The organism is Endozoicomonas euniceicola (assembly GCF_025562755.1).
Classification (GTDB): domain Bacteria; phylum Pseudomonadota; class Gammaproteobacteria; order Pseudomonadales; family Endozoicomonadaceae; genus Endozoicomonas_A; species Endozoicomonas_A euniceicola.
Genome location: NZ_CP103300.1, coordinates 1,659,637 through 1,679,941, shown reverse-complemented (window position 1 = coordinate 1,679,941; position 20,305 = coordinate 1,659,637). Strand labels below are relative to the sequence as shown.

General features: G+C 48.9%; 24 protein-coding genes and 3 pseudogenes. 16 read left to right on the top strand and 11 right to left on the bottom strand.

All coding sequences use genetic code 11. The annotated features are described in order from the left end of the window. Positions 1–151: 151 nt before the first annotated feature. Positions 152–1,210, top strand: coding sequence for a YeiH family protein (locus tag NX720_RS06615; RefSeq protein ID WP_262600201.1), 1,059 nt, complete (start codon positions 152–154; stop codon positions 1,208–1,210). A 56-nt stretch (positions 1,211–1,266) separates the two neighbouring features. On the opposite strand, the gene NX720_RS06610 is transcribed toward NX720_RS06615, so the two are convergent. From NX720_RS06610 to NX720_RS06600, 3 genes are read right to left on the bottom strand one after another with little or no spacing between them, the layout of a single operon-like run. Continuing rightward, positions 1,267–1,398 (bottom strand): hypothetical protein, encoded by a 132-nt coding sequence (locus NX720_RS06610; RefSeq protein ID WP_262601543.1) that lies wholly within the window; start codon positions 1,396–1,398, stop codon positions 1,267–1,269. Further along, the gene (locus NX720_RS06605) at positions 1,377–1,946 is read right to left on the bottom strand and encodes a hypothetical protein (RefSeq protein ID WP_262600199.1); all 570 of its coding nucleotides are present in this window, start codon (positions 1,944–1,946) and stop codon (positions 1,377–1,379) included. Before NX720_RS06605 ends, NX720_RS06610 begins: the two co-directional genes overlap by 22 nt. After that, on the bottom strand, positions 1,943–2,122 hold the full coding sequence (locus NX720_RS06600) for a hypothetical protein (RefSeq protein ID WP_262600198.1): 180 nt from the start codon (positions 2,120–2,122) through the stop codon (positions 1,943–1,945). Before NX720_RS06600 ends, NX720_RS06605 begins: the two co-directional genes overlap by 4 nt. A 123-nt stretch (positions 2,123–2,245) precedes the next feature. Here NX720_RS06600 and NX720_RS06595 point away from each other — a divergent pair, with 123 nt between their 5' ends. The 3 genes and pseudogenes from NX720_RS06595 (at position 2,246) to NX720_RS06585 (ending at position 3,532) form a co-directional block, all read left to right on the top strand. Beyond that, positions 2,246–2,677, top strand: a complete 432-nt coding sequence (locus NX720_RS06595) for a gp58-like family protein (RefSeq protein WP_262600197.1) — start codon at positions 2,246–2,248, stop codon at positions 2,675–2,677. Positions 2,678–2,870: 193 nt separating this feature from the next. Continuing rightward, a complete protein-coding gene (locus tag NX720_RS06590; protein WP_262600196.1) occupies positions 2,871–3,236 on the top strand; it encodes a hypothetical protein in 366 nt (121 codons plus the stop codon). A 7-nt stretch (positions 3,237–3,243) separates the two neighbouring features. Beyond that, positions 3,244–3,532, top strand: a pseudogene (locus NX720_RS06585) (BrnA antitoxin family protein). Positions 3,533–3,575: 43 nt separating this feature from the next. Here NX720_RS06585 and NX720_RS06580 read toward each other — a convergent pair. The 3 genes and pseudogenes from NX720_RS06580 to NX720_RS06570 all read right to left on the bottom strand — a co-directional run bounded on the left by NX720_RS06580 (position 3,576) and on the right by NX720_RS06570 (position 5,295). Continuing rightward, on the bottom strand, positions 3,576–4,028 hold the full coding sequence (locus NX720_RS06580) for a restriction endonuclease subunit S (RefSeq protein WP_262601542.1): 453 nt from the start codon (positions 4,026–4,028) through the stop codon (positions 3,576–3,578). Next, positions 3,997–4,646: pseudogene (locus NX720_RS06575) on the bottom strand (N-6 DNA methylase). Before NX720_RS06575 ends, NX720_RS06580 begins: the two are co-directional and overlap by 32 nt. After that, positions 4,594–5,295: an HsdM family class I SAM-dependent methyltransferase gene (locus NX720_RS06570; protein WP_262600192.1), complete on the bottom strand. Its 702-nt coding sequence runs from the start codon at positions 5,293–5,295 to the stop codon at positions 4,594–4,596. Before NX720_RS06570 ends, NX720_RS06575 begins: the two are co-directional and overlap by 53 nt. A gap of 71 nt (positions 5,296–5,366) precedes the next feature. Here NX720_RS06570 and NX720_RS06565 point away from each other — a divergent pair. Then, positions 5,367–5,486: pseudogene (locus NX720_RS06565) on the top strand (branched-chain amino acid ABC transporter permease LivH); the annotation flags it as partial. Positions 5,487–5,653: 167 nt separating this feature from the next. Here NX720_RS06565 and NX720_RS06560 read toward each other — a convergent pair. Beyond that, positions 5,654–6,133, bottom strand: coding sequence for a recombinase family protein (locus NX720_RS06560; protein WP_449757783.1), 480 nt, complete (start codon positions 6,131–6,133; stop codon positions 5,654–5,656). A gap of 465 nt (positions 6,134–6,598) precedes the next feature. Between NX720_RS06560 and NX720_RS06555 the strand changes: the two genes are divergently transcribed. Both NX720_RS06555 and NX720_RS06550 read left to right on the top strand, forming a co-directional pair. After that, positions 6,599–6,832 carry a hypothetical protein gene (locus NX720_RS06555; RefSeq protein ID WP_262600191.1) on the top strand — a complete coding sequence of 78 codons (234 nt, stop codon included), beginning with the start codon at positions 6,599–6,601 and terminating at the stop codon, positions 6,830–6,832. Positions 6,833–6,862: 30 nt separating this feature from the next. Then, positions 6,863–7,231 (top strand): toxin-antitoxin system HicB family antitoxin, encoded by a 369-nt coding sequence (locus tag NX720_RS06550; protein ID WP_262600190.1) that lies wholly within the window; start codon positions 6,863–6,865, stop codon positions 7,229–7,231. Positions 7,232–7,258: 27 nt separating this feature from the next. Here the strand turns inward: NX720_RS06550 and tnpA are convergent, their stop codons facing one another. Beyond that, a complete protein-coding gene (gene tnpA, locus NX720_RS06545; protein WP_262595413.1) occupies positions 7,259–7,687 on the bottom strand; it encodes an IS200/IS605 family transposase in 429 nt (142 codons plus the stop codon). 65 nt (positions 7,688–7,752) lie between these two features. Here tnpA and NX720_RS06540 point away from each other — a divergent pair, with 65 nt between their 5' ends. Together NX720_RS06540 and NX720_RS06535 are read left to right on the top strand one after the other, a co-directional pair. Next, entirely contained in the window at positions 7,753–8,925 is a 1,173-nt protein-coding gene (locus NX720_RS06540) for an RNA-guided endonuclease InsQ/TnpB family protein (RefSeq protein ID WP_262600189.1), read from the top strand. 192 nt (positions 8,926–9,117) lie between these two features. Further along, positions 9,118–9,585 (top strand): hypothetical protein, encoded by a 468-nt coding sequence (locus NX720_RS06535; protein WP_262600188.1) that lies wholly within the window; start codon positions 9,118–9,120, stop codon positions 9,583–9,585. On the opposite strand, the gene NX720_RS06530 is transcribed toward NX720_RS06535, so the two are convergent. The 3 genes from NX720_RS06530 to NX720_RS06520 form a co-directional block, all read right to left on the bottom strand. Continuing rightward, positions 9,582–9,764 carry a hypothetical protein gene (locus NX720_RS06530; RefSeq protein ID WP_262600186.1) on the bottom strand — a complete coding sequence of 61 codons (183 nt, stop codon included), beginning with the start codon at positions 9,762–9,764 and terminating at the stop codon, positions 9,582–9,584. The genes NX720_RS06535 and NX720_RS06530 overlap by 4 nt on opposite strands. A gap of 159 nt (positions 9,765–9,923) precedes the next feature. Then, positions 9,924–10,556 (bottom strand): hypothetical protein, encoded by a 633-nt coding sequence (locus NX720_RS06525; protein WP_262600184.1) that lies wholly within the window; start codon positions 10,554–10,556, stop codon positions 9,924–9,926. Positions 10,557–10,739: 183 nt separating this feature from the next. After that, positions 10,740–10,913 carry a hypothetical protein gene (locus NX720_RS06520; RefSeq protein ID WP_262601716.1) on the bottom strand — a complete coding sequence of 58 codons (174 nt, stop codon included), beginning with the start codon at positions 10,911–10,913 and terminating at the stop codon, positions 10,740–10,742. On the opposite strand from NX720_RS06520, the gene livH reads away from it, so the two are divergent. From livH to NX720_RS06485, 7 genes are all read left to right on the top strand, one after another. Then, positions 10,830–11,711 carry a high-affinity branched-chain amino acid ABC transporter permease LivH gene (livH, locus tag NX720_RS06515; RefSeq protein ID WP_262601541.1) on the top strand — a complete coding sequence of 294 codons (882 nt, stop codon included), beginning with the start codon at positions 10,830–10,832 and terminating at the stop codon, positions 11,709–11,711. The two genes, NX720_RS06520 and livH, sit on opposite strands and share 84 nt — an antisense overlap. Continuing rightward, entirely contained in the window at positions 11,708–13,027 is a 1,320-nt protein-coding gene (locus NX720_RS06510) for a high-affinity branched-chain amino acid ABC transporter permease LivM (RefSeq protein WP_262600183.1), read from the top strand. The genes livH and NX720_RS06510 overlap by 4 nt, the downstream gene beginning before the upstream one ends. After that, on the top strand, positions 13,024–13,791 hold the full coding sequence (gene livG / locus NX720_RS06505; protein ID WP_262600182.1) for a high-affinity branched-chain amino acid ABC transporter ATP-binding protein LivG: 768 nt from the start codon (positions 13,024–13,026) through the stop codon (positions 13,789–13,791). Before NX720_RS06510 ends, livG begins: the two co-directional genes overlap by 4 nt. Positions 13,792–13,794: 3 nt before the next feature. Then, a complete protein-coding gene (locus NX720_RS06500; RefSeq protein ID WP_262600181.1) occupies positions 13,795–14,535 on the top strand; it encodes an ABC transporter ATP-binding protein in 741 nt (246 codons plus the stop codon). Positions 14,536–14,661: 126 nt separating this feature from the next. Then, positions 14,662–18,858: a response regulator gene (locus NX720_RS06495; protein WP_262600180.1), complete on the top strand. Its 4,197-nt coding sequence runs from the start codon at positions 14,662–14,664 to the stop codon at positions 18,856–18,858. Further along, positions 18,855–19,676: a CheR family methyltransferase gene (locus NX720_RS06490; protein WP_262600179.1), complete on the top strand. Its 822-nt coding sequence runs from the start codon at positions 18,855–18,857 to the stop codon at positions 19,674–19,676. Before NX720_RS06495 ends, NX720_RS06490 begins: the two co-directional genes overlap by 4 nt. After that, complete coding sequence (locus NX720_RS06485) at positions 19,676–20,254, top strand: chemotaxis protein CheB (protein ID WP_262600178.1); 579 nt, start codon at positions 19,676–19,678, stop codon at positions 20,252–20,254. The genes NX720_RS06490 and NX720_RS06485 overlap by 1 nt, the downstream gene beginning before the upstream one ends. The last annotated feature ends 51 nt before the right edge of the window (positions 20,255–20,305 follow it).

The following is a 20,305-nucleotide window of genomic DNA, read 5'->3' as shown; positions in this document are numbered from 1 at the left end:
GATTGAATATAAAAACGACTGTCTGAGCACATTGTTAATTTATGATTTTTAGATTCTGGCTGTGTATTTTCATCCAGACAGTTTTAAAAGAACATTTTTTCCACAGCAATTTTTTAACAATAACTATTTCACAAAAACAAGAGTAGAGCGCATGGATACTAAAGCTGTTAATTCACTCGCCCAAAAAAATTCTACCCTGCCAAAACAACTTCCAGGACTATTGCTTGCCTGCGCTATTGCAGCAGGTGCAACCGTATTGGCAAAAATGCCCTTTAACAGTCACTTGCATATCAGTGGCTTACTTTACGCCATTATTCTAGGAATGATCGTCACCAACGTTTTCTGGAAGCCGGAAAAACAGGCAGTAGTTGCTCCGGGCATAACCTACGCCAGCAAAGATATACTGCGTCTGGGTGTCATCATGCTTGGCTTTAAGCTCAGTTTAAGCGATATCATGATGCTGGGGTGGCAAGGTCTGGTTTTCGTGATACTGCTGGCATGCTGCACTTTTGGTTTCTGTTTATTTATCTGTTCCAAAATGAAGCTGGCCAAAAGTACGACTCTGTGTATCGCTGCCGGAACCACGGTTTGCGGTGCCTCTGCTATTGCTGCTGTTGCCCCGATCATTAAAGCCAGCGGTAAAGACACTGCATTTGGTATTGGTGCCATTACTCTTTTTGGCACGGTAGCCATGTTTATTTTACCGGCAGCATTTCATCACTTTCAGATGGATGAAATGGTTTATGCGGTGTGGACAGGAGCCAGCCTCCCGGAAGTTGCAGAAGTTGTTGCAGCCGGTGCTGCTGTCGGTTCAAGCCAGGTAGAAACCTTTGCCATACTGACTAAGCTTTGTCGTGTCTTATTCCTGATTCCACTCTCCATCGGCTTATGCTGGTACGTGGCTCGCTCCAATGCCCAAACTTCCGGTGAAGCCACAACCGTGAAACTCAAAGACGTTGTGCCTATGTATGTGATCTTGTTTCTGGCCGTCGTCATCGTAAATTCTACCGGTATACTGACGCCTGCCATAACCGCGCAACTCAAAAATGCAGGTGCTGTTATTTTAGCCATAGCATTAGCAGCCCTGGGTTTAAAAACCCGATTCAGCGAAATGATGCAGGTTGGTGTCCGTCCCATTATCGCCGCTTTTATTTGTGCACTGTTTATTCAGGTTTTTGCCATAACCGGAGCGCTGGTTGTATTTGGCTAAATACAAATCGCAATTTAACAAACTCTCCGCCGTTCGCGCGGAGAGTAACCGCCCGTTCACTGCTCCCCGCCCCCCGCCTGCTTCAGCTGCTTCTGACGGGCTTCATCTTCCTGACCGAACACATCACCAAAACCGGTATCCAGCTCCGGATCAACGGTCAGGTCGGTCATGCCTTCCTGATACTTAATGGGCAGTGTGGCACCGTCGGCGACGGCTTCATCCAGCCGGTAGGTGTCGAGATGTAGTCGCCGCTACCACCCTTTCCCATAAAAGCATTGAGCGTGTTCTTGTCTTCCTTGAACGGCGGTGTGCCGGTAAAGGCGATGAACCTGGCATTAGGCAAGCTGGCCCGCATAAAGGCCGCCAGAAAACCGTACTGGCTGCGGTGGGCTTCATCCACCAGAACATAAAAGTTGGGTTTGGTGGACAATACCTGAAAGTCCACCGCCTCCCGGCTTTGTTCCACCCATTGCTTAGGTCTGGCAGTGCCGTCGGCATTGAGCAGGCCATAGTTGACGTTCAGGTCTTCGCAGATATAGAACTTGCCATCTTCAAGCACCCGCCGGACACGGGTCTGGTTGTCTTCGTTGTCGGCTTCTGCCTCTTTGGCGGCGGCCTTGATGGGCTTGCCATCCCGTTCCTGAAATTTCTGGATAGTACTGGTAAATACACTGCCGTAGTCGTTCGATAGCATCCTTTCAAGCCCGGCAACCGACGGGGCTTTGATGGGGCTCATGCCGACGTTGGTGAAGGTAATTGATCCACCACATGAAAGCGGTTGTCTAATGGCTCCGCTTGATTGAAAAAGCAGACACTGCGGGGGCGACCCTGTTTGTCCTTAACCTGAATCCCGCTGCTATGAATCACCGACGCCTTCCCGTTCAGCGTTACTTTTTCGATGAAAGGGGGCATCGTCCGTGTTCATCGCAAGACTCCTGACTTCGGTACACAATCTAAAACGGGGAAACTTTATCACTCCTGCTGGTTCGGTGGTATCCAGAGTCTATAATCACTTCTCAATCCGGAAGGTGAGCTATGGAAAAGTCGTTATTCTCAGAATTAAAACGCATCGGAATTGATGAAGAACTGGCCGTATCTGTCAGCGCCTCCCTTGACCCTGACCACAACGCCAGCAAGAAAGATGTACTGGTGATGCAGGAAGCCATCATGCAGATACAGCTTCAAAGTGAGCGCAGCTATCTGGCATTAAAGTCAGATATTACCGACCTGCGCTCGGAAGTGCGGACAGAAATATCCGGCCTGCGTTCAGAAATGCGGACAGAAATATCCGGCCTGCGCTCAGAAATGCAGACAGAAATATCCGGTCTGCGTTCGGAAATGCACAAAGAAACAGGCAGTATCCGCTCCGAGCTGGGCAATATGCACCGGCAGTACTGGATCACCTTTGGTGGCTTGATTACTACCATCATCAGCGTGTTTGTCGTGAACTGGTACTTTCATTTATGAGTAGAAACTGGGAGGATTGATTTATGTTTGATCCCCTGGTTATGAGTGGCTGAAAGAACAGCTCTGAGCGAAACTTTTTTCGGGCAACGGGCAACGGGCAACGGGCAACGGGCAACGGGCAACGGGCAACGATAGCCGAAGGAACCTTCCCGCTACAGAGTCTATAATCACCTCTCAATCCGGAAGGTGAGCTATGGAAAAGTCGTTATTCTCAGAATTAAAACGCATCGGAATTGATGAAGAACTGGCCGTATCCGTCAGTGCCTCCCTTGACCCTGACCACAACGCCAGCAAGAAAGATGTACTGGTGATGCAGGAAGCCATCATGCAGATACAGCTTCAAAGTGAGCGCAGCTATCTGGCATTAAAATCAGACATTACCGACCTGCGTTCGGAAGTGCGGACAGAGATATCCGGCCTGCGTTCAGAAATGCATAAAGAAGTAGGCAGTATCCGCTCCGAACTGGGTAATATGCACCGGCAATACTGGATCACCTTTGGCGGCTTGATTACTACCATCATCAGCGTATTTGTCGTGAACTGGTACTTTCACTTGTGAGCAGACTATGAGCGAAGAACCCAAAAAGCCCGATGACATTAGCCAGGAAGATTGGGACTCGGTTGATGTGCCGGAATGGACAGATGAAGAAATTGCAAATGCCCGCCCGGCCATAGAAGTATTGCCTGAAATTGTCGAGGAATACCGCCGCCGAACCCGTGGGCAACAGAAAGAGCCGACTAAAGAGCAGGTGTCTATCCCTCAGCCCTGAAGTGCTTGAGTTTTTCCGGGCAACAGGCAGCGGCCGGCAAAGCCGGATAGATGATGTGCTGAAAGAGCATGTTGGCAAGCACTGAGCCGAAGGGAATTGCCCCCGCAGTGCGGAGACAATCCGGCCGGTTAATGATCCTGTGGTTCCGGCTTAACCCTGATCTGGCCGGTGAGCAGTTTTTGCATCAGGCCTTTTTTCAGTTGTTGGGTTTGGGATTTTTGGGTGGTCAGGTGGTCAAGCTTCTTGCTAACTGATGAAATTACATTAACGATTTTTCTCTGCTCGTAGACAGCAGGAATAGCTACTTTAAGAGTTTTCATGTCACCAACATTAAAATGTTGCTGAGCCAGCCCACCCTGCATTTGTAAGATTTGGTTTTTACCCTCATCAGAGTTAATCCAGTTTGCAAGGTACTCAGGCATAACAGCTTGCTGCTTGGGACGTGAGATAACTAAATCTACACAGTTTGAACCAGCAAACTCCTCTGTAACAACGGCTGTCGTACCGAGATAGCCTGTCCTGACTGTAACCAAATCTCCAAGTCTCAGTTTACTTTTCCTCCACTTCAGCCGACGCAGCAACCAGCCCCAGCTCTTCCAAATAACCATCCAGCTCATCATCCACAGCTTTCAGGTTATCGGTAATAGCATTCAACTCAACCAGCACCACCGGAATATCCACTTGCGGCTCTGGCTCCGAGGTGTCGATATAGCGGGCAATGTTCAGGTTGTAGTCGTTGTCTGCAATCTCTTTCAGCTCTACCACACGACAGTATTTGTCTTCTTCGATGTTGTGGTGGAAAGCGGCGCTGTGGGCGTCGTGGATACGCTCGATATCTTCGGGGCGCAGGCTGTTCTGGTTTTTGCCTTCGGTGAACTCACGGCTGGCATCAATGAACACCACTTTGTTTTTCAGGTTGTCCGGCTTCTGTTTGTTAAGAATCAGGATACAGGCGGGAATGCCGGTGTTGTAGAACAGGGCCGAGGGCAGGCCGATGACGGCTTCAATGCGATCACCGGGCAGTTCGTCGTTGCCTTTCAGCAGGCCGGTGCGGATTTTGCCTTCTTCTCCGCCCCGGAACAGTACGCCATGGGGCAAAACGGTGGATTGGCAATTACCCGGTCAAAACTCAGGATGCCGTTTTCATCACGGTGCAGGGGTTGAACCAGGGTATCGCCCCGTTCCAGTTCCGCCCGCATGTTGTGCAGGTACAGGTTCAGCTTGCCAATGGCCCAGGTGCCGAGGTTTTTTCTCCTGACCGTAGAGCAGGATGTTGGGCTGTCCGGCAATGGTGCCGTTGGGCAACTGTGCCACATGATGGGCGCTTTCCACCAGCATTCCGCCACTGCCAGAGGTCGGGTCGTACACCGTGTGGCCGGGTTGCGGGTCAAGCAGGTTGACCAGCAGTTGTACGACGGGCTTGGGGGTATAGAACTCGCCGCCTTTCTTGCCGGCGTCGTCGGCAAACTGTTTGATCAGGTACTCGTAGGCATCGCCCAGCATATCGGCTTTATACAAGTGGTCGTTGCCGAGGTTGTACTGGTTGAAGTGGCGCAGCAGGCGGGACGGCAGCTCGTCGCCCAGCTTGGCCTTGTCGCCGAACTGGATCGCCGTCAGTACGCCTTCGAGATAGCTGTTCTGCGCTTCGATGTCGGCAAAGGCTTCGTCGATGGCTTCACCGATATTTTCGGTGCGGCTGATGATTTCACCCCAGCGGGCGTGTTCCGGTGATGCAAGCGCCCGGTTGGTTGTGCCGGTGTGCGGCTGACGGACGGCCTGGGTTGTAGATGGGGGTAGGGTACAGGAAAGGCTGGGGGGATTGAATGCCCCTTCCCTACCAAGAGCCACTGTCGTATGAGAGAATCGGACAGGCTCCTGACAATAGTATTTATCAAGAATAATAAAAAAGAGGATGTAGAATGGGGGATTCTGGTTATTACCTTATTCAGCAGGTACTTAACGGACTGACGATAGGCAGCACCTATGCGCTTATCGCCATCGGCTACACGATGGTCTATGGCATGTCTTCTTTTATAAATCTCTATAAAATCAATTAATTATGGCTAATGTTTATTTTCATTGGTCATGATTTTTCACTTTAAAAAAAGAAATAGTTGGTTTTGGTTAGAAAAGGTTTCAGATAGTTACTTTGCTGCTGTTACCCGGTTTTCAGAGGTAGTAATTAGACCACTAAAAAAAAAGGGGGTTAGTTTAATGCGTTGTATAGCGTTTGCCTGCTGACTCCATACTCTAATGCCAACGCTTTCTTTTCCTCCCCCGAATCGAGTCGTTCTCTGATTTCTGCTAACTGTTCCTCAGTGAGCTTGGGTTTCGCCCCGATCTGCTTGCCCTGCTTTCTGGGGGCGGCGATGCCTTCCCTTTGTCGTTCTCTGATCATGCTGTGCTCGAATTCGGCAAAGGCTCCCATCATTTGGAACATCAGCTTGTGCATGGGGTTGCTGTCACCGGAGAAAAGCAGGTTCTCTTTGTGGAACTGAACACTGATACCTTGCCCGGTCAGTTCTTCCACCAGCTTCTGAAGGTCTTTCAGGCTGCGGGCGAGTCGATCAATGGAATGGACGTGTGAGCGGTCGCCCTGTCGCAAGTGGCGCAGACGGGCTTTTAGCTGGGGCCGGTTGGTGTCTTTGCCGCTGCCATGGTATTCAAAGGTGGTATCGAGATTAATGCCTTCAAGCTGGCGGGCGGTGTTTTGTCAACGCTGCTGACCCGGATGTATCCGACGTTCTGGCCTCTCATGGCGGGGCTCCTCTACTTCTTATTCTGAGTAAAGGAAAAATTAGACCCTGCTTTACATCCTGTCCAGTTGGGCAGGATTAAGTTTTTTGGACACGGGGGATCAATGACTTAGCTGGGGGCAGGAGGATGTCCAACAAGTATTCTTTGTTGTATATGGGGTTGGTCAGCAATGCAGCACTGTAGAGTCGGGCAGTCTTACCCACATTTGACCAATATTTTTTTGCTATGGCTGGAAAACTATATCTCGCTTAGCATGAACAGGATTTTACGGTAGTTAGTGGATTTGTCGGGTTTGTTCTTGCTATATTGCGAGCCTGACACTATATACGGTGTCATAATGGTCGATAGTAAATTTGATGATGTAATTACTGAGCTTGAACAGGCAGGGGCTTCAATGCGATGTCGCAAGTTAACGACGCTCCTCACTGGCTTGGGATTTGAAGTTAAAGATGGCAAAAGAGGGGGACACAAGGTGTTCACCCATGACCATATTCCGGGGTTCCATTCTGCTGCCTATAACTGCGACCATGGTAAGAACCCGGAAATTAAGCGGCCTTATATCAACAAGGTCAAAAAGACGTTGGAGCAACACGAAGCAGCCATTCGTGCATACTTAAAAAAACGATAGCTTGAACGTATTTGAACGGAGACAGGATTTATGAATCCTCACAGCTATAACATCACCGTCCGGCGGGCTGATTTCGATGGCGAGTTGTTTTTCGAGGCTCGGGTCAAAGAGCTGCCAGATGTGGCTGAATACGCTGATACTTTCGACGAAGCCTATGCCCTGGCGATTGACACAATAGAGACAACGGCGGAGGTCTTTGCTGAAAAAGGTAAGGCAATGCCTGTACCTTATGAACCAGCGGACGACTTCAGTGGCCGTGTAACCCTGCGACTGGCAAAAAGCCTTCATCGCAATCTGGCCGAAGGTGCTGAGCAGGAAGGGGTGAGCCTGAACCAGCATATAAACAATATCCTTAGCAAAATCGTCGTAAACCCTCGCCCAATGCGGGCGGGGATATAAGACGGGAAGGCGCAGAGCCTTCCGCCATCAATCTGGTGTACTCTGGCTATTAACGTAGTCCTTCAGAGTCTCGATAGTTGCACCGCCAGCACTGCAAGCAAAGTAAGACCTTGACCACATTAAGCCTGCTTTGCTCTGAGCAGTAAGGTGGGTATTCAGCATTCGCAACCGTCTTGATGATGTTGATTTGAGATTATTTACCATGACACTGATAGCCAGTTTTGGTGGGTAGGTCACCAACAGGTGTACGTGATCTTTTTCGCCATCCATTTCAAGTAACTGGCATTCCAGTTTTTCACATGCACTCTCGAACGACTCCCGTAACTGCTTGATCATATAGCCATCAAAAAGCTTTCGTCTGTACTTTGTCGTGAACACCAAATGAATAACCAGCTTGGTAACGCTATGTCGTTTGCGAAGATACCCTTTAAGTAAATCTTTATTGTGTGCGCTCACTTGAAAACCTCTTTCAAATACCTGTAATATGAAGTTTATATTAATGAGCACTGAAATAACGTTCCATGCTGAGAGCCACCAAAGTACGAATCTATCCAACATCAGAGCAGGCGGAATTTCTCGACCGTCAGTTTGATGCTGTGCGGTTCGTATGGAACAAGGCCCTGGCTATTAAGGTTCATTATTACAAGGTTCGTGGGCAGAGCCTTTCTCCCAAAAAACACCTGAAGCCCTTGCTGGCAAAAGCCAAGAAAAGCCGAAAGTACTCATGGCTGAAAAACGCTGACTCTATTGCACTGCAACAGGCCACTATCAATCTGGATACGGCCTTTCAAAACTTTTTCAATCCCAAATTGCAGGCAAGATTTCCTCGCTTCAAGAAAAAGCATGGCAAGCAAAGTAGCTACCATTGTACGTCTGTCTCTGTGGGCGATAACGGGATAAAAATCCCCAAGTGCAAGCCCATAAGGGCTAAAGTGCATCGTGAAATAGTGGGTAAGGTGAAGTCTATCACCCTGAGCAGAACGCTAACCGGCAAGTATTTTGCCTCCATATTGGCTGATGATACCCAGGAACAACCAAAACAGATTGATAATCTTGAAGCTAATCAGGTTGTCGGTGTTGATATGGGGATTACTGATCTGGCTATCACCAGTACCGGCCATAAGACTGGCAATCCTCGCTTTCTGAAAAAAGCACAACGTAACCTGAAAAGAAAACAACAGGCTCTATCTCGCTGCAAGAAAGGCTCAAAAGGTAGGCACAAAGCCCGTTTATTGGTGGCAAAGGCGCATGAGCGTGTAGCCTTTGCCCGTAATGATTTTCAGCATAAGCTATCAAAACAACTCATCGACGAAAACCAAGCGGTGATTGTGGAGACACTGAAAGTTAAAAACATGCTCAAGAACAAGCGTCTTGCTCGTTCTATTGCTGATGCTGGCTGGCACTCACTGATAACCAAACTCGAATACAAGGCAAAGCAGGAAGGTAAACATCTGGTGAAGATAGACCAGTGGTTTGCATCCTCTAAAACTTGCTCAGTCTGCGATTTGAAACAGGAAAAAATGCCATTGAGAATCCGATCATGGGAGTGTAGCTGTGGTGCTATCCATGACCGGGATATTAATGCAGCTCGCAATATCAAGAAGCAAGGCATATTGAAATTAAAGGCGGAAGGACTGTCCGTTTCTGCTGATGGAGGCTTGCGTAAATCCGGCATACTGTCGGTTGCTGCCTAAGAAATCAGAAGCCTCACCCGATAGGGTGGGGAGCAGTCACCTACTCTTCAGGCTTTTGTGCGGCTGCCAGTGATCCCTACGCTAGGGCGATGCCCGTCAAAGCTGTTGTAAACAAGAGCAGCCATGCAGGTTTGAGACTGGTTCATAGCCAGTCAAATCCAATCGATCCAACCCAACAGGCATCCAGGCACTATGGTGAATGACGAAGCACTGAAACAGGCTGTTAAAGCCCTGGAGATCAATAGCGTTTCTTTATTTTCTGCTAACTGCTGGATGGCTGAGCAGTTTTTTCCGGCTTATGACCCGGCAATAGAAAACTTACAGATTCAGTCGAAGCATCTAGTCTCCAGAACGGAACAGATCGACTTTGAGGACGATGACGGACTGAAGGCCAGGATTGTCCGTTTTTACGCCGATGTTGGCAGCCGGATGATGCTGCCAGTCAATGGTGAACTGGAGCAAAAGGCGCTTATTGAGGCAACCTTTGTTGCTGAATATGAAATGCTTGATCCGGAACTGAGTGCAGAGGCTATTGAGGCATTTGCGACCCGAAATGTCATGTTCAATGTATGGCCCTACTGGCGGGAATATCTGACCAGTACATGCAGCCGGATGCAACTGCCCAGAATCCAGGTTCCCTTTTTCAAGACCGCCTCCTAACGGCTCCACCCTTCCCGCATCAAGCTGGCAAAGTCACGCTGTGAAAGCACCTGAGAGCAATCCCGCCAGTCATTGTCGGATGGCTGCATGGAGGCGTTGTATCTCAGGTCAAAGCCATTGGCTTCGCTGTGGTCGTGGATATACTCGTCCATCTTTTCACCCAGGGTTTTGCCGAACACTCTGCTTCCCCGTAGGCTTCGCGGAAATGCTCGCTGGTGCGCAGTGCCTGCCCTTCAAACAGCGTATGGAAGTCATTGACCTCACGGATCAGGTTCAGGTTCGGATGGATATCAACGCTAATCTTTTTCAGTAAGCCAGCGTCTCCCAGCGTCGTGCGTTTACGCAGCACCACATGGCGGACGGAAGTGGCGATAAAGGGTGAGTACCTGTTGCTCTGTTGGCCGAATGTCTTTATGACGGGATTTGCCTGTTAATCCCAAATCCCACATATCCTGACGCAGCTCATCGGTAATGAAGTTATTGAACGGGATGTTCAACCGCCTGTGCCATTTGAGTGCCTTTACCAGCACACACATATCCGAATGATTGGTTGCCGGACTTATGCGCTGTTCCCTGATGCGCCGTTCAAAGAAGTTAATCAGGTCCTGACCGGACAGGTTTGGCGACTTGATGTCAGCCAGTGGTGTTTTTTGCCACTTCCGCAGACAGGACAGGTCTGCTGAACGAAATCTGTCGCTTTCTGGAAGAATTTCCATGTAGTCCAGTAGCTTTTGCAGGTACTCCGATAATGTCAGGTTGCTGTCTTTGGGTTTCGGTGGGCGACCGCTCTGGATTTGTTCGTATTCGTTGAGGAATTCCTCTTCTTTGCGGTTGCCCCAGGATAACCCCTGACGCTTGTCGTTGAATGTCTGGGTTTGGCTACGTTGAAAGTCTCCTTTCCGGACTCGGATTCTCACCCGATAAACACGCTTATTTTGCTTATTCTTACTGGGCGTTACTTCTACCGGCACAACTTTTACTCCTTCCCTACCAAGAACCATTGTCGTATGAGAGAATCGGGCAGGCTCTATGGGGTTTTTATTGATTTTTACTCGGATTTACATAATTTGCCCCAACTTGCCCCAAGATCATATCTGGCTTGTCATCTTGGGGCAAAATCAGGGCAAACTATATAAAGAAAAGTAAGAAATAGCTCAAAAAGACACTTCTAACCAGAATAATAAAAAAGAGGTCGTAGAATGGGGGATTCCGGATATTACCTTATTCAACAGGTACTTAACGGACTGACAATAGGCAGCACCTACGCACTCATCGCCATCGGCTACACGATGGTCTATGGAATAATTGGCATGATCAATTTTGCCCATGGAGAGCTCTACATGATTGGCAGTTATGTTGCCTTTATTGTGTTAGCAGCATTGGCCATGATGGGAATTGACAGTGTCGTTTTAATGCTTGCCGCTGCCTTTATTATCAGCATTATCATCACCAGTACCTACGGCTTTGCGGTTGAGCGGGTGGCTTATCGTCCTTTAAGAAACAGCAACCGCCTGATAGCGCTGATATCCGCCATTGGTATGTCTATTTTTCTGCAAAACTATGTTCGTCTGGCGCAAGGTTCCAGGGATATTGCTATGCCGGGGCTGATTAGTGGTGGCTGGGTCTTTGGGCCTGAGGACGGGTTTAATGCAACCCTGTCGTATATGCAGGTGATTATTTTTTTGGTCACTTTTATTTCGATGACGGTCCTGACGCTGTTTATTTCCCGTTCCCGTATGGGCAGAGCCTGCCGGGCCTGCGCTGAAGATCTGGGTATGACCGGACTGCTGGGAATTAATACCAACCAGATTATTTCACTGACGTTTGTTATTGGTGCGGCACTGGCGGCTGTGGCAGGGGTTTTGCTGGGGCTGTATTACGGTGTGGTTAATCCCTACATTGGCTTTATGGCGGGGTTAAAAGCGTTTACTGCGGCGGTGCTGGGAGGCATTGGCAGTATTCCCGGGGCGGTACTGGGTGGATTGATTCTTGGGGTAACGGAAGCCATGACAGCAGGTTATTTCAGTAGTGAGTATAAAGACGTTGTTGCTTTTAGCCTGCTGGTCCTGATTCTGTTGTTCAGACCCACAGGTATTCTTGGTCGTCCAGAGGTAGAAAAAGTATGAAAACACTTCGCTGGACTCCGGCCATTCTGTCATCCGTAGTGTTAGTGGTTCTTGCCAGCCTTATGCTGGGTGTACGACTTCAGTCTGATGGTATGATTCTGCGGGTTGAGGGTGTTGAGTCATCCGTCTATACGTCAATCGCCTTAGGGACAGTCGTTGTTTTTGCCTTTCAGCTCCTCAGGGACTGGCTGGATGATGGTTTTAAGTCAGTCAGGCAGTATTTACCTGCTGTGCCGGTACTGACGACAAAGCCTGCTTCTTTTAACTCTTTTTTCAACAACCTCCGCAGGCTGCTGCTTTGTTTTGCCATTGCCGCTTTATTTGTCTGGCCATTTTATACCTCAAGAGGCGCTATCGACCTGGCTACCCTGACGTTGATTTATGTCATGCTGGGGTTGGGGCTAAATGTTGTGGTGGGTCTGGCGGGTTTGCTGGATTTGGGGTATGTCGGATTTTATGCGGTAGGGGCTTATGGTTACGCGCTGCTGAGCCAGTACTTTGGCGTGGATTTCTGGATCGGATTGTTAGCCGGTGGGCTGCTGGCTGCCTTCTTTGGTTTTATTCTTGGTTTTCCGGTGTTACGCCTGAGAGGGGATTACCTTGCCATTGTGACGTTGGGGTTTGGAGAGATTATCCGCATTCTGCTGAATAACTGGACGGAACTGACCAATGGTCCTAATGGCATTTCTCGGATTCCCAAGCCAACGCTGTTTGGCCTGGAGTTTAACCGGCGTGCCAAAGACGGAACGACCTTTCACGAGTTTTTTGGTATTGATTACAGCGGCGTTTATAAAGTTATCTTTCTTTATATTCTTGCCCTGCTGCTGGTGCTGGCGACTCTGTTTGTCATCAATCGTCTGTTGCGAATGCCTATTGGCAGAGCCTGGGAGGCTTTAAGGGAAGATGATATTGCCTGCCGGTCGCTGGGGTTAAATCCAACGGCGATTAAACTGTCTGCTTTTACCATTGGTGCGACGTTTGCCGGTTTCGCCGGTACTTTCTTTGCTGCACGACAGGGGTTTATTAGTCCTGAGTCGTTTACCTTTATTGAGTCAGCCATCATTCTTGCCATTGTTGTGCTTGGGGGAATGGGGTCGCAGCTGGGGGTTATTCTTGCGGCGGTGATTATGACCATGCTGCCGGAACTGGCGAGGGAGTTTCAGGAATACCGCATGCTGATGTTTGGCTTGATGATGGTGTGCATGATGGTCTGGCGTCCTGAAGGGTTATTGCCCATGAAACGTCCCCACCTGACATTAAAAACAAAAAATAAAGCCTCTGAAGATCAGGTTCTCGAAGCAGGAGCGTCCTCATGAGTGAATGGTTACTGGAAGCCGATGATTTGAGTATGCGCTTTGGTGGGTTGCTGGCTGTGGATCAGGTCGCGTTGAAAGTTCGTTTGGGAGAGATTGTCTCCATTATCGGGCCAAACGGAGCCGGTAAAACAACGGTGTTTAATTGCCTGACGGGCTTTTATAAGCCAACGGGTGGTGTAGTCCGGTTTAAGGGAAAGGCTATTCATCAATTGCCGGGATTTAAAATATCCCGCCTGGGGCTGGTTCGGACTTTTCAGAATGTCCGGCTGTTTAAATCCATGACGGTACTGGAAAACCTTCTGGTGGCACAGCATCGACACCTGAACACCAACCTGTTGTCCGGTCTGTTTAAAACACCGGCTTTTCGTCGCAGTGAGCAGCAGGCTCTGGAGCAGTCTGAATACTGGCTGGATAAAGTGGGGTTGTCTGAGTTTGCCAACCGGGAAGCGGGAAATCTGGCTTATGGTCAGCAACGGCGACTGGAAATAGCCCGCTGCATGGTGACCCGACCTGAGCTTCTTATGCTGGATGAACCCGCTGCCGGTTTAAACCCTAATGAAACCGCCGGGCTGAATGCGCTGATTTCAGACCTTAGAAAAAATCATAAAGTCTCTGTGTTGTTGATTGAGCACGATATGAAACTGGTGATGGATATTTCAGACCGTATTTATGTGATTAACCAGGGGCGGCCATTGGCTTCTGGTGTTCCGGACAGGGTGCGAAGTCATCCGGAAGTGATCAAGGCTTATCTGGGGGAGTCCTGAACCATGTCTGATGGTGTGATTGAACAGTTGATGGGAAAGCCTTTATTGAGTGTGGAAAAGGTATCCACTTTTTATGGCAAGGTTCAGGCGCTGGATAGCGTCAGCGTGGATATCTGTCCGGGGGAAATTGTTACTCTGATTGGCGCGAACGGGGCGGGCAAAACGTCTTTATTGATGACGATCTGCGGTGAACCCAAAGCCAGCTCAGGCCGGATTATTTATGACGGTCAGGACATCACGCACAGGCCCACGTCTGAGATTATGCGTTCAGGGCTGGCGATTGTACCGGAAGGTCGTCGGATTTTTTCCCGCCTCACGGTTGAGGAAAACCTGACCATGGGGGGATTTTTTGCAGAAGGGGAGAGGTTTCAGAGAAATCTTGAACACGTATTAGAGCTATTTCCCCGGCTTAAGGAGCGTTTAAAACAACGGGGCGGCACCATGTCCGGCGGTGAGCAGCAAATGCTGGCCATTGCCAGGGCGCTGATGAGTTCTCCCCGGTTACTGCTTCTGGATGAGCCTTCCCTGGGGCTGGCTCCCATTATTATTCAGCAGATCTTTGAGATCATCGACAGGCTACGGAGCGAAGGTGTAACGGTTTTTCTGGTTGAACAGAATGCCAATCAGGCACTCAGGCTGGCAGACCGGGGCTATGTTCTGGAAAACGGACGTATTGTTCTGCAGGATCAGGGCAGCGTTCTGTTGACCAACGAAGCGGTTCAGGAAGCTTATCTTGGTGCCTGAATGGCTAACAGCTTATTTGCGGATTTCTGTGAGGAATTTCCGCTAAACCTTTCTACAGCGGGGGCGATTGAATAAGGGTTAAAGCCTGAACATCAGGTTGATCAGGATGCAATGGATTTGCCCCTTATGAAGCAAGCAGAGAATCAACAATCGCAAACCAAATTCAGACATGGGCTCGCAGCCACTTTGTTTAGCTGGTTCATGGCATTGTCTTTAACCCCCATCGCAATCATTGGCTTTATTGAATACCGGGAAGGAAAAGATGCCATTGTTGACAGCCGTTATCAGGAGCTGACCACCATCAACCTCCTGTTGAGCCAGCAAATTAATGATTACTTTGATTCGGTGGTCACCAACCTGTTTATAAAGGCAGGCATTGCACAGACTTTTCTGCAGAAACTTGAAAAAGGTTTTACTGAATCCAATAACAGCCTGAATGATTTTGTTTACTCCGAGCCTTACAACTACATACTGGATGACTATTCCAGAGAGTTTCTTGATTTTCTGCGCTACTACGATTATTCCGATGTCATTCTGGCTGATGCCAATGGCAATATTCTTTACACGGTGAACGCTTATTCCGACCTTGGAAAAAACCTGTTTGAAGATGAAGCACTTAAAACCACCTCTTTTTCTCATGCGGTCAAAAACAGCATAGAGCAGGCTGAGCCCCGTTATGCGGATGTGGATTTATACCCTGCCATTCATGACCAACCCGTTAGCTTCTTTATTTTGCCGATTATCAATGATCGGGAAGACGTGGATGGCGTGCTGGCGGTTCAGATACTGGCTTATAACGTCCAGAGTATATTCGAGAATGATAACCAGTTTGGTGCAGGGCTGAAATCTTACCTCGTTGGTATAGACCGGTATGTTCGCTACGGAACAGAACTGGGGTCTGATCAGACCATGAAGATTCGGGTCAATAACCCCCTTGTCGAAAACTGGATCAGTCGTCTGGATGATGAGACTTTCGAGTTTGTTGAGCTTGATGAACACCTGGATCACGATCACGGCCATGACCATGATGAATTAAGTGAAAATGAGTTTTCTGATTTGAGCCTGGATGTGGAGGCAGCCGGGAAACCTTCGAAGACAAAAGAGTTACTGGTTGCCAGTCGGTCTCATATTCTCAGTTATGAAAATGCGGGCGAGCAGCCTGTTCTGGGTACTTTTCACCCCATTAATGTGGCGGGCACGCCACTGGTGATGATTTCGGAGGTTCTGGAAACAGACGCTTTTGCTTCGGTGAAAAGCTTCAGGAACCGACTGTTGTTTATTACCGCAATCACCATCCTGCTGGTGTTAATGATTGCCCTGGTGATCACCCGCAGGCTGGTAAAACCCATTCGTACCATGACCTCCTGGGTGAATCGGGTAGCGTCCGGTGACTATGTGCAGGTGGATGTGATCAGTGGTCATAATGAAATCAGTGAGTTGAGTAGCAGCTTTGCTGAAATGACCGAAAAATTACGACGGGTGATTAATGATAACCAGAAGAAAAGCTGGCAGCAGGATGGACAGGCCGGGCTGAACAACAGTATTCGCGGAGAGCAGGAAATCGCTGAACTCTGTAAGAATATTGTGTCGTATCTGGCGCAATATCTGGATATGCAGACAGGCGCCATGTATGTCGTGGACGATGATAAGCAGTTACAGCTGATGGGCTCCTACGCCTGGAGCCAGCGCAAGCAGACCAAGAACAGCTTTGAACTGGGTGAGGGGATGGTCGGGCAGGCTGCGCTTGAGCAGCAGACCATTGAGCTCACCAACCTGCCGGACGACTACATGACCGTGGAGTCGGGTTTGGGAATGACTTCTCCCAGGTCGGTTATTGTGATGCCTCTGATTTATGAGAATGAAGTAAAAGGTGTTCTTGAGTTTGGGTTACTGAAGCCATTGACCGAAGATCACAAAGCCTTTCTTGAGCAGTCCGTTGAAAGTGTCGCGATCAGCATTAACTCAGCCCAGTACCGAACCCGTGTTAACCAGTTGCTGGGCAAAACCACCAAGCAGTCAGAAGCCATGCGTGAGCAGCAGGAAGAACTTAAGGCTGTGAATGATGAGCTGGAAAACCGCGCCAGGATTCTGGAGGAGTCTCAGGAAGAACTGCAAGCTCAAAGTGAGGAGATGCAGAAGTCCAATGTTGAGCTGGAAGAAAAGACTGAAATGCTGCAACAGCAGAAAGCTGAAATTGAACGTAAAAACCTTGATATTGAGCTGTCCAGTAAAACACTGGAAGAAAAAGCCAAAGAGCTGGAGCTGGCCAGTAAATACAAGTCAGAGTTTCTGGCGAATATGTCCCACGAGCTTCGCACGCCCCTGAATTCTCTGCTGCTGCTGGCGCAGATGCTGGCAGACAATGATGAGGGCAACCTGAGCGAAGATCAGATTGAGTCTGCCGAGGTCATATACAACGGTGGTAAAGAGCTGCTTGACCTGATAAACGACATACTCGACCTGTCTAAGGTAGAGGCGGGCAAGATGGCAGTTAATCTGGAAGATGTTGATATTGAAGAACTGTGTACCAGCGCCAGAACACTCTTTAAGCCTCTGGCCGATGACAAAGGGCTCGACTTCTCCGTAGAAGTTGACCCTGGCACCACGCGATGCATTCTTTCAGACAGTCAGCGGCTGATGCAGATTATTAAGAATTTCCTTTCTAACGGCTTCAAGTTCACTGAAAGCGGCGGTGTTTATATTCGCATTCACAATACCAGCCGACAAACAGAGCATGGTGAAGAGACCTATGTGGCCTTTGATGTCAGGGATACTGGTATAGGGATTCCGAAAGAGAAGCAGAAAGTTATATTTGAAGCTTTCCAGCAGGCGGATGGTTCAACCAGTCGTCAGTATGGTGGCACCGGGCTTGGCCTGGCTATTTCCCGGGAAATGGCGAACATGCTGGGTGGGTACATTGGGCTTGTCAGTACAGAAAATGAAGGTACAACCTTTACGCTCTATCTGCCAGACAATGCCGTTTGTTCTCTTACAGGTGAAAAAATTCTGGCAGAAAGTTACTCACCGGCAGTTTCTGATGGTCTGTCAGGTGTCGCAACCAACAAAACTGCTGCTGCTCAGGGAAAGGCTCGCAAAAAGGTTCGGGAGATGGCAGCGACACCGAAACCGTCACCTAAGGTTAATGCTGCCCCATTACCTTCAGACGGCAAAACGCTTCTGCTGATTGAAGACGATGAGCATTTTTCCTCCATTTTATCCCAGATAGCGAAAAACCATCAGTATGTCTGTTTAACGGCGCACAGTGGGCAGGAAGGTATTGAGCTGGCTAAATCCAGCCGCCCGGGGGCTATTGTGCTTGATCTTGGTTTGCCTGATATGGATGGTGAAGCGGTTCTTAATATTCTCAAGAGCGAACCATTAACCCGTGATATTCCGGTGCATATTATTTCCGGCCGGGATAGAGATGAGATTCAAAATTCTCAGGCGGTGGGCTATTTAACGAAGCCTGTGACAGTAGCGGATCTGGAATCCGTGTTTACAACGGTTGAGCAGGCTATATCATCCGACATCCGTCATACATTGCTTCTTGATGCGGACGACAGCAGTCGGGCGCATATGAAGGAATTGCTGGTGAAGAAAGGGTTGAATGTTGGTGAAGCTAAAACGGCAGCAGATGCCATGGCTTCACAACTGGAACATGAGTGGCAGTGCATTGTTATGGACGTTGACCTGCCTGATATAAGCGGGTTGTCGTTTCTGGAAAGTCTGTACGAGAAATTGCGGGGCAAGATGCCGTCGATCGTCATTCATACCAGCCGGAAGTTCGATAAAGAAGAACATAACCAGCTTCAGAAATACAGTAGCTCAATGGTTCTGAAAGGCGACCTGGCATCGGAGCGGGTGCTTGATGAGGTCAGCCTGTTTATTCATTCCATCGAAAAAAATAAAGGGTCAAATCAGAAAGCCGTGAGTATGCCTGAAAATTCCCTGGAAGGTCACAAAATTTTGCTGGTGGATGATGACCTGCGTAATACCTTTGCCCTGTCAAAAGGTCTTCAGGCTATCGGGCTGGAAGTACTGATTGCTGATAACGGTGAGAATGCCCTGAATAAACTGGAAGAAGAAGAGGGTATCGAACTGGTGCTGATGGATATCATGATGCCAGTGATGGATGGCTATGAAGCCATGACAAAAATGAGGGAAAACCCGCAACTGAAGGATCTGCCGGTTATTGCGCTCACGGCTAAAGCCATGTCAGACGACAAGTCTAAATGCATTGACGCCGGAGCTAATGATTATATGACCAAACCGGTTGATCTGGAAAAGCTGGTGGCCATGATGAAACTGTGGTTATTCAAATGACAGAGACTTATCAGGACCTGGAGCTGCAGCTGTTGCTGGAAGCCGTCAAAACTCGATACGGATATGAGTTTACCCACTATGCCCGGGCTTCAATGATGCGGCGCATTCGCAAGCACATGAGAGCGGCGAAAACGGACCGGATCAGTGATCTTATTCCCCTGTTTATCCATGATGAAACCGCCTTTGCTCATTTTGTTAAGGATATGTCTGTCACCGTCACTGAAATGTTTCGCGACCCCGACTTTTTTCAGGCACTGCGTAAGAATATCATTCCCCTGTTGAAAACCTTTCCTTTTATAAAAATCTGGCATGCTGGTTGTGCGACAGGGCAGGAAGCGTATTCCATGGCAATCTTGCTGGATGAAGAAAACCTGCTGGATCGCTGTCAGATATACGCGACGGACTTTAATGAAAATTCCCTGAAAATTGCCCGCAGTGGTATTTATCCGGATTCAGAGTTGTCACTGTATGAAGGCAATTACAGCAAGTCCGGTGGCTATTCGTCATTGGAAAAGTATTGCAGCCGGGGTTACGACTCCATCAAATTTAATGGACGGCTGTTAGAGCATATTACCTTTGCCAACCACAACCTGGTATCGGATGGTGTCTTCGGTGAAATGAACCTGGTTCTGTGCCGCAATGTGCTGATTTATTTCAATAGTGAGTTGCAGGACCGGGTGCTGAAACTGTTGATTGACAGTTTGAGATCCCGGGGGATTTTGTGCCTTGGGCGTCGGGAAAATATTCAGTTCAGTCAATCGTCAGAGCAGCTTGAAACCATTGACCGGCATCAGCGCATCTTCAGGAAAAAAGTCTGATGTCTGATACCGCAGCATCATCCGTTGAACGTATCGTGGTGGTTGGCGCTTCGGCAGGAGGGTTTAGTGCTTTGCAAACCATTTTTTCACAGTTGGGAAGTGAGTTTAATTTTCCCATACTGGTTTGTAAGCATCTGGGGATAGGCGATGAAAAAGGGCTGGTGAATGTTCTGGCCAAGCGTACAGGCACTACAGTTTTGTTGTCGCAGGATAAACTGCCCATGCACAACGGCTGCATTTATCTGGCACCTGGCAATTACCATCTACAGGTCGAGTCCCGTAACACGTTGAGCCTGAGTATTGACGACAGGGTTTGCCACTCAAGGCCAGCCATTGATGTCCTGTTTGAGTCAGCCGCTGATGCCTTTGGTGAAAACGTCACAGCCATCGTCTTAACCGGTGCCAACAGCGATGGTGCAGCAGGTGTAAGAGCGGTTAAAGAAGCGGGTGGGAAAGTGGTTGTTCAGTCACCTGGGTCTGCCGAGGTGAAGGCAATGCCTAAAGCGGCGATTAAGACGGGGTGTGCCGATGCCATTCTTGATCTGGCAGGTATCGCTGACTATTTAAAACAGCAATAGAGTTTTTAGCGACAGGAGTTCCGGGCAAAGGTGCAGCTCAGGGAAGGAGCC

Bases quoted from the DNA above. Each gene is read 5' to 3' on its own strand.
- NX720_RS06495 (WP_262600180.1), top strand. From the start codon at position 14,662: ATGAAGCAAGCAGAGAATCAACAATCGCAAACCAAATTCAGACATGGG.
- NX720_RS06520 (WP_262601716.1), bottom strand. From the start codon at position 10,913: ATGGGCAAAATTGATCATGCCAATTATTCCATAGACCATCGTGTAGCC.
- NX720_RS06615 (WP_262600201.1), top strand. From the start codon at position 152: ATGGATACTAAAGCTGTTAATTCACTCGCCCAAAAAAATTCTACCCTG.
- NX720_RS06550 (WP_262600190.1), top strand. From the start codon at position 6,863: ATGAATCCTCACAGCTATAACATCACCGTCCGGCGGGCTGATTTCGAT.
- NX720_RS06485 (WP_262600178.1), top strand. From the start codon at position 19,676: ATGTCTGATACCGCAGCATCATCCGTTGAACGTATCGTGGTGGTTGGC.
- NX720_RS06510 (WP_262600183.1), top strand. From the start codon at position 11,708: ATGAAAACACTTCGCTGGACTCCGGCCATTCTGTCATCCGTAGTGTTA.
- NX720_RS06500 (WP_262600181.1), top strand. From the start codon at position 13,795: ATGTCTGATGGTGTGATTGAACAGTTGATGGGAAAGCCTTTATTGAGT.
- NX720_RS06590 (WP_262600196.1), top strand. From the start codon at position 2,871: ATGGAAAAGTCGTTATTCTCAGAATTAAAACGCATCGGAATTGATGAA.
- NX720_RS06490 (WP_262600179.1), top strand. From the start codon at position 18,855: ATGACAGAGACTTATCAGGACCTGGAGCTGCAGCTGTTGCTGGAAGCC.
- NX720_RS06605 (WP_262600199.1), bottom strand. From the start codon at position 1,946: ATGAGCCCCATCAAAGCCCCGTCGGTTGCCGGGCTTGAAAGGATGCTA.
- NX720_RS06595 (WP_262600197.1), top strand. From the start codon at position 2,246: ATGGAAAAGTCGTTATTCTCAGAATTAAAACGCATCGGAATTGATGAA.
- NX720_RS06555 (WP_262600191.1), top strand. From the start codon at position 6,599: ATGCGATGTCGCAAGTTAACGACGCTCCTCACTGGCTTGGGATTTGAA.
- livG (WP_262600182.1), top strand. From the start codon at position 13,024: ATGAGTGAATGGTTACTGGAAGCCGATGATTTGAGTATGCGCTTTGGT.
- NX720_RS06540 (WP_262600189.1), top strand. From the start codon at position 7,753: ATGCTGAGAGCCACCAAAGTACGAATCTATCCAACATCAGAGCAGGCG.
- NX720_RS06535 (WP_262600188.1), top strand. From the start codon at position 9,118: ATGGTGAATGACGAAGCACTGAAACAGGCTGTTAAAGCCCTGGAGATC.
- NX720_RS06600 (WP_262600198.1), bottom strand. From the start codon at position 2,122: ATGCCCCCTTTCATCGAAAAAGTAACGCTGAACGGGAAGGCGTCGGTG.